The following is a 17,005-nucleotide window of genomic DNA, read 5'->3' as shown; positions in this document are numbered from 1 at the left end:
TTATATTTTGCATCATAATCAAAAAATTCTGTGTGCGAAACAATTTCTGTAATTCCCAACACCATTGTTTCTCCTTTGTAATTTAAAACTCCGACCGATATCTCAGTTCCATCTAAGAAAGATTCGATCAAAACTTCTTTATCTTCAAGAAAAGCTTTTTGCATTGCAGCTTCAAATTCATCTTCTTTATGAACTTTTGAAATTCCTAAACTTGATCCTGAACGATTTGGTTTCACAAAACAAGGTAAACCAACTTGATCGATAATTTCTTTTGCAGAATATTGATCTCCTTGATTAAGATAAATTGATTTCGCGTGTGGAATTCCATATTTACTCAATACTGCGATACAATCTTTTTTATTAAATGTTAAGGCAGATTGATAAAAAGGGCATCCATTGTATGGTAAACCAATCATTTCAAAATACGCTTGCAAATAACCATCTTCGCCTGGCGTACCATGAATTGTATTAAAAACGACATCAAACGTAATTTTTTCTCCATTTTTTTCAAATGAAAAATCACCTTTATTGATTGGATATTTTTCGCCTTCAATTTCGGCAAACCAACCTTCTTTTAAGATTCGAACCCTTGTTCTGTCGTACTTTTCTGGATTTAGACTTGAGTAAATTAACTCGCAACTTTTCAACGAAATCACGCTTTCATCCGTATATCCACCTGCTACAACTGCTACTCTTAACATGTTTAATTTAAAATTTATTCAAATATAGAACTTTGACATCAATCATAAATATTATTTTTAAACTATATTTGTGCGACAATTTATCATTTCAATGAAAGGAGTAAAATCAATCATTCAAGTTTTGCTGAATGTAGCTATTGTAATAGCGCTATCATTTGGGCTTTACCATTTTATTTTTAACATTTGGTTAGATTCGTATACAAATCACAATGAATTTGTTGAAGTTCCGGATTTATCTAAAATGAATATTACTGATGCTACAGCTAAGTTAGAAGAACTTGGTTTGACATATGAAGTAGATAGTTCTCGTTTTGATCCAAATACGAAACCTTTTGCTATTATGGATTTTTATCCTGCAGCAGAATCGCGTGTAAAAGAAGGTCGTCGTATCTTTATTAAGTCAAATCCGAAAACATATCGTCCAGTTGAATTACCAGATTTAGTTGGAAAATCAAAACGTTTAGCCTTTACACAATTAGAAATTTCTGGTCTTAAAATTGGAAAAATAATTTACGAACCAGATTTAGCAAAAGACGCGGTTCTAAAAATATTATACAACGGAAAAATTGTAAAAGCAGGCGAACAATTACCTCGTTTTGCAACAGTTGATTTGGTATTAGGACGCGGAATGTTATCTGGTGTTAGAATGCCTAATTTGGTTAATTTAACGTTGACAGAAGCTAAAAAATCAATCAAAGATAATTTCTTCGAGATTGGTCAAATCAAATTTATTGGAGCTTCTCATGACACAATCAACGCAAGAGTTGTTTATCAGTTCCCATTTGCTACGGATACTTACGATCAAGGTCAACCAATTGATATTTGGTTATCAACAGAACCTCGCGATAAAATTAGAACGCAGTTAAAAGAATTAGATATTCAGTACAAAAACTTTGGCGAAGATACAATTAGCGGTTCCCAATATAGAGATATTATAACACAAAAAGCTGAACAGCAGATCAAAGATATGCAACAACAAAATAATCAGCCTACAGAGCAACAAAAGCCTACAGAAGCGCCTAAAGCCCCGGAAGAGGTTATTATAGAATAGAAAGAGAATAAATGACAGAAGATTTAGAAGATTTCTTACAAGAGGAAGACAACAATAAACTATACGAGCATTTTTCAATAACGGTTGACAAAGGTCAATCGTTATTGCGTATAGATAAGTTCTTAATGGTTAGAATTGAGAACGCGACAAGAAATAAAATTCAACAAGCAGCCGATAACGGAAACATTTTAGTGAACAATGAATCTGTAAAATCGAATTACAAAGTAAAGCCTGGAGATTTTATTCAGATTATGTTAGAAACTCCTCCACGTGAGAATGAAGTTATAGCAGAAGATATTCCGATCAAAATTATTTACGAAGACGATCAAGTTGTCGTAATTGATAAAGAACCTGGAATGGTTGTGCATCCTGGACATGGAAATTACACAGGCACTTTGGTAAATGCCCTAAAGTTTCATTTTGATAATTTACCATCAATGTCAGATCAAATGGAGCGTCCTGGTTTAGTACATCGTATTGATAAAGACACAAGCGGACTTTTGGTTATTGCAAAAACAGAAGTTGCGATGACAAGTTTAGCAGAGCAATTTGCAGCTCACACCACAGACCGTTTGTACAATGCTTTGGTTTGGGGAGTTTTGGCGGAACAAGAAGGAACAATTACAGGACATATTGGTCGACACTTAAAAGATCGTATGCAAATGGCAGTTTTTCCTGACGGAGATCAAGGTAAACATGCTGTGACACATTATAAAGTAATGGAGAATTTTTCTTACGTTACATTGGTCGAATGTAAATTAGAAACAGGTCGTACACACCAAATTCGTGCACATTTTAAACATTTGGGACATCCATTATTCAATGATGCTCGTTATGGTGGAGATCGCATTTTGAAAGGAACAACATTCAACAAATACAAACAGTTTGTTGACAATTGTTTCGCAGCTTGTCCACGCCAAGCTTTACACGCACGTACATTAGGATTTGATCATCCTACAACAGGAGAACGTATGTATTTCGAATCTCCGATGCCTGCTGATATGATAGATATTTTAGAACGTTGGAGAAATTATTCGGTAAACTCTGTACATGCTACAGAACCTGATGAAAAAATTGATCGCAACGCAAAAGAAATGGAATAGAATTATTTTTTAATTATAAAGCACTTCGACGGAAGTGCTTATCTATTTCTATATAAAAACTTACACGATTTTAATCAATGAATTTTTCAGAATTAAATATAATTGAACCAATTTTAAAAGCAATTGAAGAGGCTGGATATACAGAACCAACCGAAATACAAGAGCAATCTATTCCTTTAGTTTTAGAAGGAAATGACATTATTGGTTGTGCACAAACAGGAACAGGAAAAACAGCATCTTTTGCGATTCCTATTCTACAAAACTTAACAAATTCTCCGAGTAAAGGAAGAAAAATTAGAACATTAATTTTAACACCGACGCGTGAATTAGCCATTCAAATCAACGAAAGTTTTAAATTGTATGGTAAAAATTTACCGTTAAAACATTTGGCGATTTTTGGAGGTGTTAATCAAAATCCACAAATTGGAGCCATCAAAAATGGTGTTGATATTTTAATTGCAACGCCTGGTCGTTTGTTGGATTTGATTGGACAAGGACATTTAAAAATTAATCAAATAGAGATTTTTGTTTTAGATGAAGCCGATCGTATGTTGGATATGGGATTTGTTCATGAAATCAAAAAGATTTTAGAAATCATTCCAAAAGAAAGACAATCACTTTTCTTCTCGGCAACGATGCCAAAAAACATTCGAAAATTTTCTCATTCAGTTCTTCGTCGTCCAAAAGAAGTCAGCGTGGCACCTGTTTCTTCGACTGCCGAAACAGTTGAGCAATTTGTTTATCATGTAGACAAAGACATGAAAGTAAAACTTTTGGTTAGCATTTTAAATGAACATCCAGAAGATCGTACTTTGATTTTTACACGAACAAAACACGGCGCAAATCGTTTGGTAAGACACTTGGAAAAGGCTGGAATTCCAGCCGCTGCAATTCATGGCGATAAATCTCAAAATGCCAGACAACGTGCTTTGAATGATTTCAAAGAAGAAAAATTAAAAGTATTAATTGCCACTGATATTGCTGCTCGTGGAATCGATATTGATCAATTACCTTATGTGATCAATTACGAATTACCGAATGTTCCTGAAACATATGTACACCGAATTGGACGTACTGGTAGAGCAGGACGCGAAGGAAAAGCGATTTCTTTATGTGCTGCCGATGAAAGAGGCGATTTGGCAAATATTGAGAAATTAATTGGTAATTATGTAACAGTGATTAAAACACCAAAAGAGTTTTATAAATTACCTGACGCGAATAGTAACAATAATAATTTCAAGAAAAATAATACTGGTTTTAAACCAAAAAAAGATACAAAACCAAAGAATCCTCATCGAGGAAGAAGAAAATAATTCATAAAAAAATCACTTCGAAATGAAGTGATTTTTTTTTTATATTTTTCACAGATGAGTTGAAATTATTTCTCTTCAGCATATTTATCTACAATCATGCTCAATGCACCATCAGTTGTAATGTTACACGCAGTTCCAAAACTATCCTGTAATGCGAAAATAGTCAAGATTAAAGCGACTCCAGCTTCATCAAATCCTAAAACATTTGATATTAATCCTAACGAAGCGACAACTGTTCCACCCGGAACTCCAGGTGCACCAACAGCAAAAACGCCTAAAAGCAAGACAAAAATTACCATTGTTCCAACATCTGGAATATGACCGTACAATACTTGCGAAACCGTCATTACAAAGAAAACTTCCGTCAAAACTGAACCACATAAGTGTGTATTCGAGAAAAATGGAATCGTAAAATTAGAAATCGTAGATTTAATTACCTTACTATCATTCACCGCTTTTACCGCAACCCCCAAAGACGCCGCCGAAGACATTGTTCCAACTGCCGTTAAATAAACAGGTGGATAATATTTTAAAAGTTTGAATGGATTTGTTTTATGATAAAATCCTGCGATTGTATACATTAATGTCATCCAAATAAAATGACCAACAATAACAATCAAAATTACTTTCAAGAAAACTGGCAATTGCTTTTCAATAGAACCTTCGTAGCTTAAAATTGCAAAATTCGCAGCAATGAAAAAAGGTAAAATCGGGATCAAAACTTTGTTTACCAAAAGAATTACAATATCTTTGAATTGATCAAAAATCTTTTCTAATTCCTTCGCTTTTGTAATCAAAATTCCCATTCCCAACATCAACGAAATAACCAATGCTGTCATTACCGAAAAAATTGGCGGAATATCTAATTGAAATAAAATTTTTGGAACTTCTCGCAACGAATCAACAGAAGTTGGAATAGATAAATTTGGAATAATTTGATAACCTGCAATCATCGAAAATAACCCCGCTCCTATAGAAGATAAATAGGCAATTAATAATGAAAAACCTACTATTTTAGCTGAGCCTTCGCTTAATTTCGTAATTGAAGAAACAATAAAACCGATTACAATTAACGGAACCAAAAAGAAGATTAATTGTCCTGTAAAATATTTTAAGGATAAAACAATTTGAATTGTATTTTCATTCAGATAATTTCCTAAAACCAAACCGGCAATCACACCCAAAAGCAATCGAAATAATGTATTGCTCGCAATCTTTTTTAACATTTGACACAAAATTTGCGACAAATATAAACTCTATTAATTTAATAGACTAAATATGTTTTAGAAAATATTTAAATCTCTTTACTAAATTATATGACATTAAAAAAGTACAAAATAAAAATATACTGTCATTCTGATTTCTACAACAAGCATATTAGTTTTTCAAAATTATTTTAAAGTTTCACCTCTCCAACCTTAATTAATTTCTCAGAAGTAGCCAATTGATTTGGATTTGTTCCAGGTTCGTCTTGCGGAACTTCTTTTCCTTTTTTACGATAAAAATCTATCCAAAAATTATCAATAATTCCGGTTTCTTTGTTTTTAAAATTCATCGGAATTAGTTCAAAAACGTTATCATCACGAAAGGCTCTTTCCACAAAATCGGAACAATATAATTCGTCATCATTCAAAATATATAACCAATTATAAGGTTTTCCGAGCATTGTTTTAGCTTTTTCAATTGCATGAGGAATCGTTGATTGATATTCTTTTTTGAGACGATAAATAACAATTTTATTATTCTTTTCGGTTTGAGAAATGTAAAAATGATGAATTTCCTCTCGTTGTGATCCGCCCATTGGAGCAGCGTGTAAAACAAAAATAGAATCAGCCGTTTTTTCGATCAATCCAACATGATCAAAATTGGTATCGTCATTTATTTTTGTCACTCTATTTATTGCGCCCGAAAGTTCTTCTGTTTGCGCACCAACAAAAATCAAATCACCATTTTGAATATTTTGTAATGAAATTGAATGTTTTTCTTTTAATATTTTTGATTTTGTACAACTATTCATTTTCAATGTAAATAGAAGTAAAAAGATAGGAAATAAAACGAATATTTTTTTCATTCAGAATGAATTATTACTTTTAATCTACGAATTAACCAAAAAGATGGATTTTAAAAAAATTTTGACCATATCAATTGTCGTTTTATTGATTTTAGTTGGTGTTGCAATTATTATTGGAAGTAACAAAGATCGACGTGTTTTCTTTATTGAAAGCTTCGATAAGCCAATTGAAAATGTTATTAATTCTCGTTTGGATACAGATTATTCGTACGAAATTGTAAAAGTAAAAGGTAAAACAAACGATACCATTTTGATTATTCCTTGTGAAGGTTGTCAACCGTTGAAATTATCAGGAAAAATAAACGAAAAGTTTATGAACAAATTTGGTAAAGGAAAATCGGTTATGCGTTTCGAGCCGTATAAAGCGACGGAAGGGAATTTAAAAATTATTCACAAAATTAGATAATCTTCTATTTAAGAAATTTTCCTAACAATTAATTCCTTATTTTTGGGAGAATTATAAACTTATCAAAGCAAACAAACAATGAAAGTAACTGCATTAAACCAAAAGCACAAAGATTTAGGTGCGAAAATGGTTCCTTTTGCTGGATATGAAATGCCAGTGCAATACGCAGGTGTTAACCAAGAACACTTTGCTGTTCGCGAAAAAGTTGGTGTTTTTGACGTTTCTCACATGGGACAATTTTTTGTAAAAGGAGAAAAAGCAACAGACTTATTACAACACTTATTGACGAATGATGTAACGAAAGTTGCCATTGGTCAAGCTCAATATAATGCAATGCCAAACGAAAAAGGAGGAATTGTAGATGATTTAATCATTTATAAAATCTCTGAAGATGAATGGATGGCAGTTGTAAATGCATCTAACATCGATAAAGATTGGGAATGGATGAACAAACACAATACGTTTGGTGCAGAATTAACAAACAAATCTGATGAGATGTCTTTGTTAGCTATCCAAGGTCCAAAAGCAATTGAAGCAATGCAAGCGTTGACAGATGTTAATTTGGCTGAAATTCCGTTCTATCATTTCGCAATTGGTACGTTTGCAGGTATGGAAAATGTAATTATTTCTGCAACAGGTTACACTGGTTCTGGAGGTTTCGAGATTTATTTCGCGAATGAGCAAGCAAACGAAATGTGGGACAAAGTTATGGAAGCTGGAAAATCTTTCGATATCGAGCCTTGTGGTTTAGCTTCTCGTGATACATTGCGTTTAGAGAAAGGTTACTGTTTATACGGAAATGATATCAACGATGATACAACTCCATTAGAAGCTGGTCTTGCTTGGGTAACAAAATTGGATACAAATTTTATTTCTTCTGATATTTTGAAAGCTCAAAAAGAAGCTGGAGTTGAGAAGAAATTAGTTGGTTTCAAAATGATCGAAAGAGGAATTCCTCGCCACGATTATAAAGTTGTAGATGATAACGAAAATACAATTGGTATAGTGACTTCAGGAACGCAGTCTCCAATGTTGAAACAAGGAATTGGTTTAGCATACGTTCATACAGATTTTGCTAAAGTTGGAACAACAATCAGAATTCAAATTCGTGATAAAAATGTATTAGCAGAAGTTGTAAAAACTCCTTTTGTTTAAAACAATATAAAGTCAAAATACAAAAAAGCTTTCGAGGATTTCGAAAGCTTTTTTTATGAATTCATATTAATTGATACTTTTATAGATGTCTTTTTTAGATAAAATTAATAAAATAGATTATTAACTACGAATATTATAAAATTGTTAATATTTCTTAAAAAAAACACAACTTAGATTTGTTTAAATATGATATATGTTATATTTTTGAGATAACAATATTACTGATCAGTAATACAATTAACACTAATTATGATTTTAAGATCTCTTATTTAAGAGGTCTTTTTTTATTTAAACTTTTGAGAATCAGCACTTGGTCCATAACTAGAAGGTAAATCTATTCCCAATAAACGATAAAATACCCCTAATTGAGCGCGATGATGTGTGATTTGATTTAGTGCATGACGAATTGCTTCATATTTTGTGAAATCTGCAAAGACAGTATCACCTGCAACAATTTTCCAATTATTATTCAATTGTTCGTCTGTTGCGTTTTTCAAGGCATTTTCACCCGCATCGTAATCTTCGTCTAATTTCTTTTGTAAATCTTGCACAGAAGTAAAACTTGTCGGTTTATAATCTCCTGTAGCAAAATCTAATTTATCTGTAGTTAATATTAATGCTGGCCAAGCAAATATTTCGACGATATGATTCGTCAACATTGTAATGTCCATACTTTTTTCGTGAGGTTTATATGTCGTTTTATCCTCAGGAAATCTTGCAATAAATTCTTTAGTAATTTGATACTCGTTTTGCAATTCTTTTGCTAATAATTCTACTATTTTCATGTTGTTTTGATTTGTAGTTAAAAGGTACAAATTTTTGAAATAATTCATAAAAAAACTGCTTTACTAAATTGTAAAGCAGTTTATATTTTTAAATATCGTCTGTGTATAAATCAATAATTGGACGAGGTTTTTTTCGCTTGATTTGAGTCAGCCAATAGACAAAAATTCCTATTCCATTTCCAAAAATAATAATCGTAATCCAGACCAAGCGATCATCACTTTTTATCAAATTTGGATTCTTTAAAGCGTGTACAATAAAGTATACAAAAGAAATCACGCCAGTGAAAAAACTCATCAATACCAAGAAGATAAAAATGATAAGATTTCCTAATAACGCACTCAATAACGATTTAGAACTTCCTAAATGTCCTAGCTGCGCATCGAGCGTGCTAAACATAGAATAAAAAATTCCAAAATAACTTAACAAGCCAAGTACAAATAAAGTGATAGGAACAATTGCCAAAGTGGCTTGTAGCTTTGGATTGTTCAAAAGAGACGTTAAATCTCTGTCAATTAGTAGATTTTTCATCATTCGAAAAATAATCTTTTATTTTTTTTGCTTTAGATTTTCCTATACAATCGGTTAATTCTAACAAAGATGCATTTTTTATTCGTTCGACCGATTTAAATTTTGTTAATAATTCTTTAATTGTTTGCGGACCGATACCTTCTATTTCTTCCAAAACCGAATTATAAGCGTTTTTGCTTCGTCGATTTCGGTGGCGTGTAATTCCAAATCGATGCGATTCATCTCGCACATGTTGAAGCACTTTCAAGGTTTCAGAATTTTTGTCCAAATATAACGGATAAGGATCATCTGGATAATAAATTTCTTCTAAACGCTTCGCAATTCCAATCACCGAAACTTTTCCGCGTAAACCCAAACGATTAATCGATTTTAGAGCCGAACTTAATTGTCCTTTTCCACCATCAATCAAAATTAATTGAGGCAAAGATTCTCCTTCAGCCAAAACTCTCGAATATCGTCTTTCAATCACCTCTTCCATTGTTGCAAAATCATTTGGTCCTTCTACGGTTTTTACATTGAAAATGCGATAATCTTTCTTACTTGGTTTTCCATTTTTGAACACCACACAAGCCGAAACAGGATTCGTTCCTTGAATGTTAGAGTTATCAAAACCTTCTATATGTCGAGGTTCTGTGGGTAAACGCAAATCAACTTTCATCTGATTCATGATACGATTTGTATGACGATCAGGATCGACGATTTTAGTTTGTTTAAGCTGTTCTAAACGATAAATTCGGGTATTTTTTAACGATAAATCGACAATATGTTTTTTATCTCCAATTTTTGGAACTGTAATTTTTCTGAACGGAATTTCTAAACTCAATTCGAATGGAACATAAATTTCTTTCGAAGTTAAATTAAATCGATCTGAGAAATCAATAATTGCGCGTTCTAATAAATCTTCGTCCGTTTCGTCCAATTTCTTTTTCCATTCCTCCGTATGCGACTGTATAATTGCACCGTGATAAATTTTCATGAAATTGACATACGCATATTCTTCGTCCGACGTAATCGAAAAAACATCAACATTGGTAATCGTAGGCGAAACAATTGTAGAACGAGATTGATAATTCTGTAACGCTTCGATTTTTTCTTTAATCATTTGCGCTTTTTCAAACTTCAAATCCGATGCATATTTTGTCATTTGGTTAACCAAATATTGCTTTGGTTCGTTAAATTCTCCTTTGATGATATTACGAATTGCCGAAATTTGCTCGTTGTATTCTTCCTCGGTTTGATAAGCTTCACAAGGCCCAAGACAATTACCAATATGGTATTCCAAGCAAACTTTGAATTTATGATTTTCGATATTTTTCTCACTCAAATCATACGAACATGTTCTTAGTTGATACAATTCTTTGATCAAACCTAACAAAACTTTCATCGCTTTTCCGTTAGAATATGGTCCAAAGTATTCCGAACCATCTTTGATAGCATTTCGAGTCGAAAAAATACGTGGAAATCGTTCATTTTTGATGCAAATCCAAGGATAGGTTTTGTCATCTCTTAACAGGATATTGTATCGTGGCTGATGCTCTTTAATCAAATTATTTTCCAACAACAACGCGTCATATTCAGAATTTACGTTGATGGTTTCGATGTTATCGATATTACTCACCAAAACACGCAAACGTTTCGAATCGTGTTGTTTATTGAAATACGAATTCACGCGACGCTTCAAGTTTTTCGCTTTACCAATGTATAACAAATCTCCTTTTTTGTTATAATACTGATAAACACCGGGTGTTTCGGGTAAACTCGCTAATTTTAATTTTACATTTTCATTCATCAAAATACCTCTACAACATTTATTTTTTGCTGTTCATCATCAATATAAATCAAGATTTTGGTCTGAATATTATAACCTAAATTTCTAAAAAAATCGGCATATCTATTCACTTGAAAATGATGATCTAAATCGGGTTGACCAGTTTTATAATCGATAATCGAACAATTATTTTCTTCATCAATTACCACACGGTCGGCTCTGAAAATTTGTCCATTTTCATCAATAAAATCGCGTTCATTCAAAACCGTTAAACCTCTAGCAAAATATGGAACTAATTTAGCATCTTGTAATAAATTTTGCAAGGTTTTTTGCAGATGTTCTACATTTTCGGCTGAAATTGTACCACGTTGTTTTTCACTTTCAATGATTTTTGGTAAATCATTTTGTGTCACAATTTGCGATAAAATGTTATGAACTGTATTTCCAAATTCGGTGAATTTCAACTTTTCCTGTGCTTTTTCCGAATTGGTATTAATTACTAAACGCGTATTCCAATCCGAAGAATAAATTTTTAATTCAGCCGAAGAATTTTCTATAATTTTTGGAATTGAAATTCGTTCAGGAGAACCTTTCAAAATAACTTCATCTTCAGAAAAACCTTTACTGAAAACAAATTCGTGTAAATAATTTGCAATATTTTTAGATTTCGAAGACTCTTTTGGTTTTTGCGCAATCATATACAATTGCTCTTTTGCACGCGTTGTTGCAACATAAAGCGTATTAATTTCATCCAATTGAACCAAATTTTCTTCTTCGTCAATCTTCGATTTTATCGCTTCATTTTTGATTGATTTTAATTCATTATTAATTCCAACATAAAATGTTTCAAACGGATTTTCTTCATCTTTTTGTAATGGAATCCAAATTTTAGAATTCTTACTTTGCCAATCTAAAAACGGCAAAATTACAACTGGAAATTCCAATCCTTTTGATTTATGAATCGTCATAATCTGAATTGCATCGACACCTTTTGGCGTTTTGATACTCGCTTTATCTTTGATTGTCGACCAAAACTCGAGAAATGAATTCAGATCAGATTCATTTTTTGATGAATATTCTAAAATAACATCTAAAAAACTTAAAATATAAGCGGGCGAACGTTCTTGTAAATGTAAAGTTCGAATCGCTTTTTCTGTAAAATCATACAACGAAAGGTTTTGATCTTGAATAAAATCTAAATCAATTCCAAGTGATTTGGTTAATTTTAAAAACTTTGGCAAATCGCCTTTTAATGCTTTTTCAACTGTGATTGTTAAATCATCTGTTTTGAATAATTCTAATTCATAAGCCACCATCAAAAAACGAATTTTCGATTGTTCATCTTGTGGATTTGAGGTGATTTTGAATAAATATTCAATCAATTGAATTTCGAAAGAATTCTTTAACAACAAAGCTTCATTAGAAATCACAACCAAATTATTTTCGGTCAAATATTTCGCTAACAAAATCCCTTGCGCATTACTACGAACCAAAATCGCAATATCATTTAATGAGAAACCATTTGCTTGACAATCTTCAATTGTTTTTAGAACTAATTCTAAATTTTGTTCTTTAAATAAATCTTTCGAACGACCTTCTTGTTCAATAAAATTTATTTTGACAAAACCATCTTTTTGATGATTGGTCAATTGTTTATTTCCGATTTCGTACAAATATTGAAAACTCGGCAAATTGAGTTGTGACGCGATAAACGAATACAATTCATTGTTAAATTGAATAATATTTTCGTGACTTCGCCAGTTTTTTTCTAATTCTTCAACTTTAATATTTTCTTCTTCTTTTCGATCAATTAAATCAATCATTTGCGCAGGATTTCCACCTCGCCAACGATAAATAGATTGTTTTGCATCGCCAACCAACATAATTGTGTCAGATTGGGCGCGTGCATTTTCGACCAACGGATTTAAATTATTCCATTGTAACGTCGATGTATCCTGAAATTCATCAATAAAATAATGATTGTAACGCGAACCAATTCGCTCATAAATAAAATTGGCAGGTTGTTGTTGCAGATTTTTACTAATAATGGTATTGAATTCATTAATCAACAAAACATTTGAATCTTTTTTGATCGAATCTAATGATTTTTCAACTTCATTAATCAACGAAATCGACGATATATTTTTTTGAATTGAAGTTAATAAAAGTAAGTGATCGTTGATTTTTGCAGCTTTTTCGAACAAATCTTTCACTTTAGAAAAAATAGATTCAGCAGTTGCATCTTTCACTTTCGAAAGATAACCTTCTTCCAAAATATCTTTTGTATTAGCATCGGTTGGTAAAATCAAACCAAAACCATCAAAGTTTTTTAATTTCTGGAAAAAAGCAGCAATTCCTCGACTTTTTCCTGGTAATTCATTTACCGAAATTCCATTGTTTGCAAGCAATTCGAAAAACTCATTTCCAATTGTAATCAAACCATCTTTCAAAGTTTTTATATCATCAAAAACAACTTTTCGATAACTAATAAATTCGTCTAACGAAATGTTTTTCAACTTTTCTAAATCTTGTAAATGGCGATCATTAGAAATGTCCGAAGTGTCTGAAGAAAGCGTTTTTCGAATATCCCACGATTTATTTTCATCCATATTATCCAACGCAATTTTGATCATTGTTTGCGTTAATTTTTCGTCTTCTCCAATTTTTGAATACAACAAATCAACCGATTCGTTAATGATTTCATTTGTATTCATTTCGACATCAAAATTCATTGATAAACCCAAATCTTGTGCAAAAGATTTCATCAATCGAAGATTAAATTTATCAATCGTAGAAATCGAAAATTTGGAATAATTATGAAGAATCGCAATCAGAATATTGTATGCTTTTGTCTTAATGATTTCAGGCTTCAAATTCAGTTCCGAAGCTAATTCGAGAATATATTGATCTTCTTTTGGGTTAGGATTTTTTGCAATTTCTTCTAAAGTTTCGATGATACGTTCCTTCATTTCACCCGCCGCTTTATTCGTAAACGTAATAGCTAAAATGTGTTCGAAATGATAATCGCTTTCATTCGTCAATAACAACGAAAGAAATTCCTTTACCAAAGTGTAAGTTTTACCTGCTCCAGCGGAAGCATTGTAAATTTTGAAATCGCCTGCTTGTAACAAATTCTGAATTTTTAGGAAAGTTAAACAATCTTCTCAAAAATAAGAAATCAGAATGCCAAAACATGACGTACAAAAAAAGGAAACTCGTGCGAGTTTCCTTTTTTGAATATGTTATAAAAGAATGATTAGAATGAATATCCTAAACCAACTGAAAATACAGAATTTTTTATATCTCCTCCGTTTTCATCAGAGATATTTGAAAGTCCAAAATTGTAACGAGCTCCTGCATTAAGACCATTAGAAAATTCGTATCCTAATCCAATGTTTAAACCAAAATCTGTAGATTTTAAGTAATCTTTCATGTCTTGATCAGTGTCTATTTTTTGTCCTAAAGCTGTTGTTTTAACGTTAGCTTTTGCATTAACTAAGAAACCAATTTGAGGTCCAGCTTCAATATTAAAATTTTGAGTTGGATAGAATTTGATCATTAATGGAACATTAATATAATCTAATTTATATTTCACGTCTGCATTAACATTTCCAATTTCTTGATTAACATAAATTTGTCCTGACTCTTTAGCTCCTTGAGCTGAATATAACAATTCAGGTTGAAACGCAAATTTCTCAGCAAATTTTATATTAGCATAACCTCCAACATGAAAACCTACTTTTGCATCAGCATTTTGGTTATCTCCAGATAAATTTGATACATTAAGACCTGCTTTAGCTCCAAATTTAGTTTGAGCATTTGTATTAATAGCGAAAGCTAATAATGGAATAAAAAATAAACATTTTTTCATATAAGTAAAATTTTAAAGTTTGAGTAAAGATATAACAATAATGTAAAAAAGGTACTAACTTTTATTCTTTTTACGCTCTCCTTTTTGTAGTATTTCGATTTCTTTTATTTGCTTTTTAGTATTTTGCTCATCAAGCTTCAACTCTGTTCGCTTTTTATCTAATTGTTTAGATAATGATTCATTAGATTCCGTAAATTTATATTCTACTGAATATCCATTCTTTGGAAGAATCGTAATATTCACATCATCACTATTTATATTATTAACTTTTAAACTTGTAATTGTTTTAGGAGATTTGGATAAATCAAATTCACCATTTTTATTATTTGTAATATAAACCTTATCAATTTCTGAACTAATAATTCTATGCTCAACGCCGTTTTTGTCCGTGTAAATTGAATAACCATTTTTCAACGTAATATTATTTTTTACTGTTGGCATTTTAGCTGTTTTTACTTTTTTATTGATATTCGGAATATCTTTTTCTGAATTGAAAATTTTGATGATACTTGAATCTTTTTTGATAACTTCAATAAAATCTTCACCTCCGCTTTTTCTTACAAAAACTTTTTCGATATCTTTTGGATCAATTTTTTGCAAAATTTTTCCGTCCGTTCCATATAAAATCGTTGGAGTCAACTCTTTTTTCAAGACAATATCTTTTATTTTGATAGAATCATTCAGAATAATATCTCCAGCATCATTCAAGATAATTTTGTTTTGTGCATTACTTTTCAAAATCGTTTTTAACTCATCTTTCGTAATCACTTTTTCTATTGGTGTAGCTGTTTTGACTTGATCAGTTTTGAGAAGCGAATCTCTTAAAGTAGTTGCTTGTCCAAGAAGAATTTGGGCTTGCGATTGAACAGGTTTTTCCAACGCTTGTTCCACTTTTTGAGCTTTTTTCTCTACTTCTTGCGCAAACGATTTTTGACTAAAAAGTACAAAAGCACTCAATATAAAAGGCAAAGAAGCAAAAGACAGAATTTTTACTTTTCGTTTTGATGTATTTTTTGTCATCATAAGTAGGCGTTTTTTGGTTAGAATAAAATTGAAATTACTCGCCATCATCGATGGATTTTGCGTTGCAATACAATCCAAAATTTGATGTTGGTACGTTTTTAAATCTGAGTTTCTTTGCAAAACATATTCATCTGCCAAAAACTCATGATTTAGTTTGATTGATTTTTTATAGAAATAAATAAACGGATTGAACCAAAAAAGAATTTGAAAAATCTCTATCAACAAAATGTCCAAACTGTGTTTCTGAATACAATGCGCTTTTTCGTGATCAATTAAGTTTTGATGCAAACTTTTCAGTTGCTTTTTCGGAATAAAAATATATTTCCAAAAACTATATGGTTGATTCGAATCTAAATCGAGAATATATGTGATTTCTTGATCTTTTATTTTTTCTTCTGTCTTAATTTTGAACATCAATTCGTACAAATTATAGATAAATCTTACAAGAAAAATTAATCCAATCAAAACGTAAATAATATTCAAAATATCTCCAAAATTGATTCCTTTTTCTTGTTGTAACAATTCAGGATTTTGCATCAAAAAAGCCAAAAGTTCGGGCGAAATATTCGTTTCAGTCGCTGTGATAGGCAAATCAATTTTGTACAAAGGCGCGATTAACGAAAATATCAACGAAAACAACAGATAAAATCGATTGATTTTATACATGCTTTCACGTTCCAAAAAAAGTTTATAAAAGGAATATAAAAATCCGGAACAAAGAATAAATTTTATAAAAAACGCAACCATAGATTATTTCTTTTTACGGTCTATTTCATTGTCAATTATGTCACGTAATTTTTCTAATTCTTCGACCGACATATTGTTCGATTTAGCAAAAAATGAAGCAAATTGTGTTGCCGAATTATTAAAAAAGTTGGAAATCATTCCTTTTACTTCTTTCGAAAAATAATCATCTTTTTTTACCAAAGCATAATATCGACGCGAGTTTCCCATTTGCTCGTAATCAATATAACCTTTGTCGTGCATCCTCTTTAATAAGGTAGAAATTGTAGTATTCGCAGGTTTTGGATCGTCATAAGAATCGATAATATCTTTCGCAAAAACTTGTTTTCCGCTCCAGATAACTTCCATCACTTCCTCTTCTCTTCTTGATAATTTAACTTTCATATCTACAACTGTATTTTCACTACTACAAATATAGAATTTAATTTAACATGACAAAGTTTTTTTAGAATTATTTAACGATAAAGCACAAAAAAAGGAGCAAA

At 31.3% G+C, this 17,005-nt stretch carries 15 protein-coding genes; 5 read left to right on the top strand and 10 right to left on the bottom strand.

Features of this window, described 5'->3' with window-relative positions:
• On the bottom strand, window positions 1-701 hold a 701-nt coding region (locus tag B2217_RS03070), incomplete at its 3' end, for an ATP-grasp domain-containing protein (protein WP_291122070.1).
• A 70-nt stretch (window positions 702-771) separates the two neighbouring features.
• On the opposite strand from B2217_RS03070, the gene B2217_RS03065 reads away from it, so the two are divergent.
• The 3 genes from B2217_RS03065 to B2217_RS03055 all read left to right on the top strand — a co-directional run bounded on the left by B2217_RS03065 (window position 772) and on the right by B2217_RS03055 (window position 4,168).
• Window positions 772-1,752 carry a PASTA domain-containing protein gene (locus tag B2217_RS03065; RefSeq protein ID WP_291122069.1) on the top strand — a complete coding sequence of 327 codons (981 nt, stop codon included), beginning with the start codon at window positions 772-774 and terminating at the stop codon, window positions 1,750-1,752.
• Window positions 1,753-1,763: 11 nt separating this feature from the next.
• Window positions 1,764-2,855 (top strand): RluA family pseudouridine synthase, encoded by a 1,092-nt coding sequence (locus B2217_RS03060; RefSeq protein WP_038331881.1) that lies wholly within the window; start codon window positions 1,764-1,766, stop codon window positions 2,853-2,855.
• 77 nt (window positions 2,856-2,932) lie between these two features.
• Window positions 2,933-4,168, top strand: a complete 1,236-nt coding sequence (locus tag B2217_RS03055; RefSeq protein WP_291098426.1) for a DEAD/DEAH box helicase — start codon at window positions 2,933-2,935, stop codon at window positions 4,166-4,168.
• A gap of 65 nt (window positions 4,169-4,233) precedes the next feature.
• On the opposite strand, the gene B2217_RS03050 is transcribed toward B2217_RS03055, so the two are convergent.
• Window positions 4,234-5,394 (bottom strand): dicarboxylate/amino acid:cation symporter, encoded by a 1,161-nt coding sequence (locus B2217_RS03050; protein ID WP_180905044.1) that lies wholly within the window; start codon window positions 5,392-5,394, stop codon window positions 4,234-4,236.
• 170 nt (window positions 5,395-5,564) lie between these two features.
• Window positions 5,565-6,239, bottom strand: a complete 675-nt coding sequence (locus B2217_RS03045) for a YiiX/YebB-like N1pC/P60 family cysteine hydrolase (RefSeq protein WP_244957962.1) — start codon at window positions 6,237-6,239, stop codon at window positions 5,565-5,567.
• Between the two features lie 43 nt (window positions 6,240-6,282).
• Here B2217_RS03045 and B2217_RS03040 point away from each other — a divergent pair, with 43 nt between their 5' ends.
• Together B2217_RS03040 and gcvT are read left to right on the top strand one after the other, a co-directional pair.
• Entirely contained in the window at window positions 6,283-6,645 is a 363-nt protein-coding gene (locus tag B2217_RS03040) for a hypothetical protein (RefSeq protein ID WP_180905045.1), read from the top strand.
• Window positions 6,646-6,723: 78 nt separating this feature from the next.
• Window positions 6,724-7,800, top strand: a complete 1,077-nt coding sequence (gcvT, locus tag B2217_RS03035; protein WP_180905046.1) for a glycine cleavage system aminomethyltransferase GcvT — start codon at window positions 6,724-6,726, stop codon at window positions 7,798-7,800.
• Between the two features lie 284 nt (window positions 7,801-8,084).
• Here the strand turns inward: gcvT and B2217_RS03030 are convergent, their stop codons facing one another.
• The 7 genes from B2217_RS03030 to B2217_RS03000 all read right to left on the bottom strand — a co-directional run bounded on the left by B2217_RS03030 (window position 8,085) and on the right by B2217_RS03000 (window position 16,904).
• On the bottom strand, window positions 8,085-8,585 hold the full coding sequence (locus B2217_RS03030) for a DinB family protein (RefSeq protein ID WP_180905047.1): 501 nt from the start codon (window positions 8,583-8,585) through the stop codon (window positions 8,085-8,087).
• Between the two features lie 88 nt (window positions 8,586-8,673).
• The gene (locus B2217_RS03025; RefSeq protein ID WP_244957963.1) at window positions 8,674-9,114 is read right to left on the bottom strand and encodes a hypothetical protein; all 441 of its coding nucleotides are present in this window, start codon (window positions 9,112-9,114) and stop codon (window positions 8,674-8,676) included.
• On the bottom strand, window positions 9,095-10,903 hold the full coding sequence (gene uvrC, locus B2217_RS03020; RefSeq protein WP_180905049.1) for an excinuclease ABC subunit UvrC: 1,809 nt from the start codon (window positions 10,901-10,903) through the stop codon (window positions 9,095-9,097). The genes B2217_RS03025 and uvrC overlap by 20 nt, the downstream gene beginning before the upstream one ends.
• The gene (locus B2217_RS03015) at window positions 10,903-14,013 is read right to left on the bottom strand and encodes a UvrD-helicase domain-containing protein (protein ID WP_180905050.1); all 3,111 of its coding nucleotides are present in this window, start codon (window positions 14,011-14,013) and stop codon (window positions 10,903-10,905) included. Before B2217_RS03015 ends, uvrC begins: the two co-directional genes overlap by 1 nt.
• Before the next feature lie 125 nt (window positions 14,014-14,138).
• Window positions 14,139-14,753, bottom strand: a complete 615-nt coding sequence (locus B2217_RS03010; RefSeq protein ID WP_180905051.1) for a porin family protein — start codon at window positions 14,751-14,753, stop codon at window positions 14,139-14,141.
• Window positions 14,754-14,807: 54 nt separating this feature from the next.
• Window positions 14,808-16,442, bottom strand: a complete 1,635-nt coding sequence (locus B2217_RS03005; RefSeq protein WP_180905052.1) for a M56 family metallopeptidase — start codon at window positions 16,440-16,442, stop codon at window positions 14,808-14,810.
• Window positions 16,443-16,526: 84 nt separating this feature from the next.
• Window positions 16,527-16,904, bottom strand: a complete 378-nt coding sequence (locus B2217_RS03000) for a BlaI/MecI/CopY family transcriptional regulator (protein ID WP_038331851.1) — start codon at window positions 16,902-16,904, stop codon at window positions 16,527-16,529.
• Window positions 16,905-17,005 lie beyond the last annotated feature (101 nt).

Source organism: Empedobacter sp. UBA7620 (genome assembly GCF_002484185.1).
In the GTDB taxonomy this organism is placed as follows: Bacteria; Bacteroidota; Bacteroidia; order Flavobacteriales; family Weeksellaceae; genus Empedobacter; species Empedobacter falsenii_C.
The sequence above is the reverse complement of the archived record's forward strand: the minus strand, read 5'-3'. Positions and strand labels throughout refer to the sequence as shown.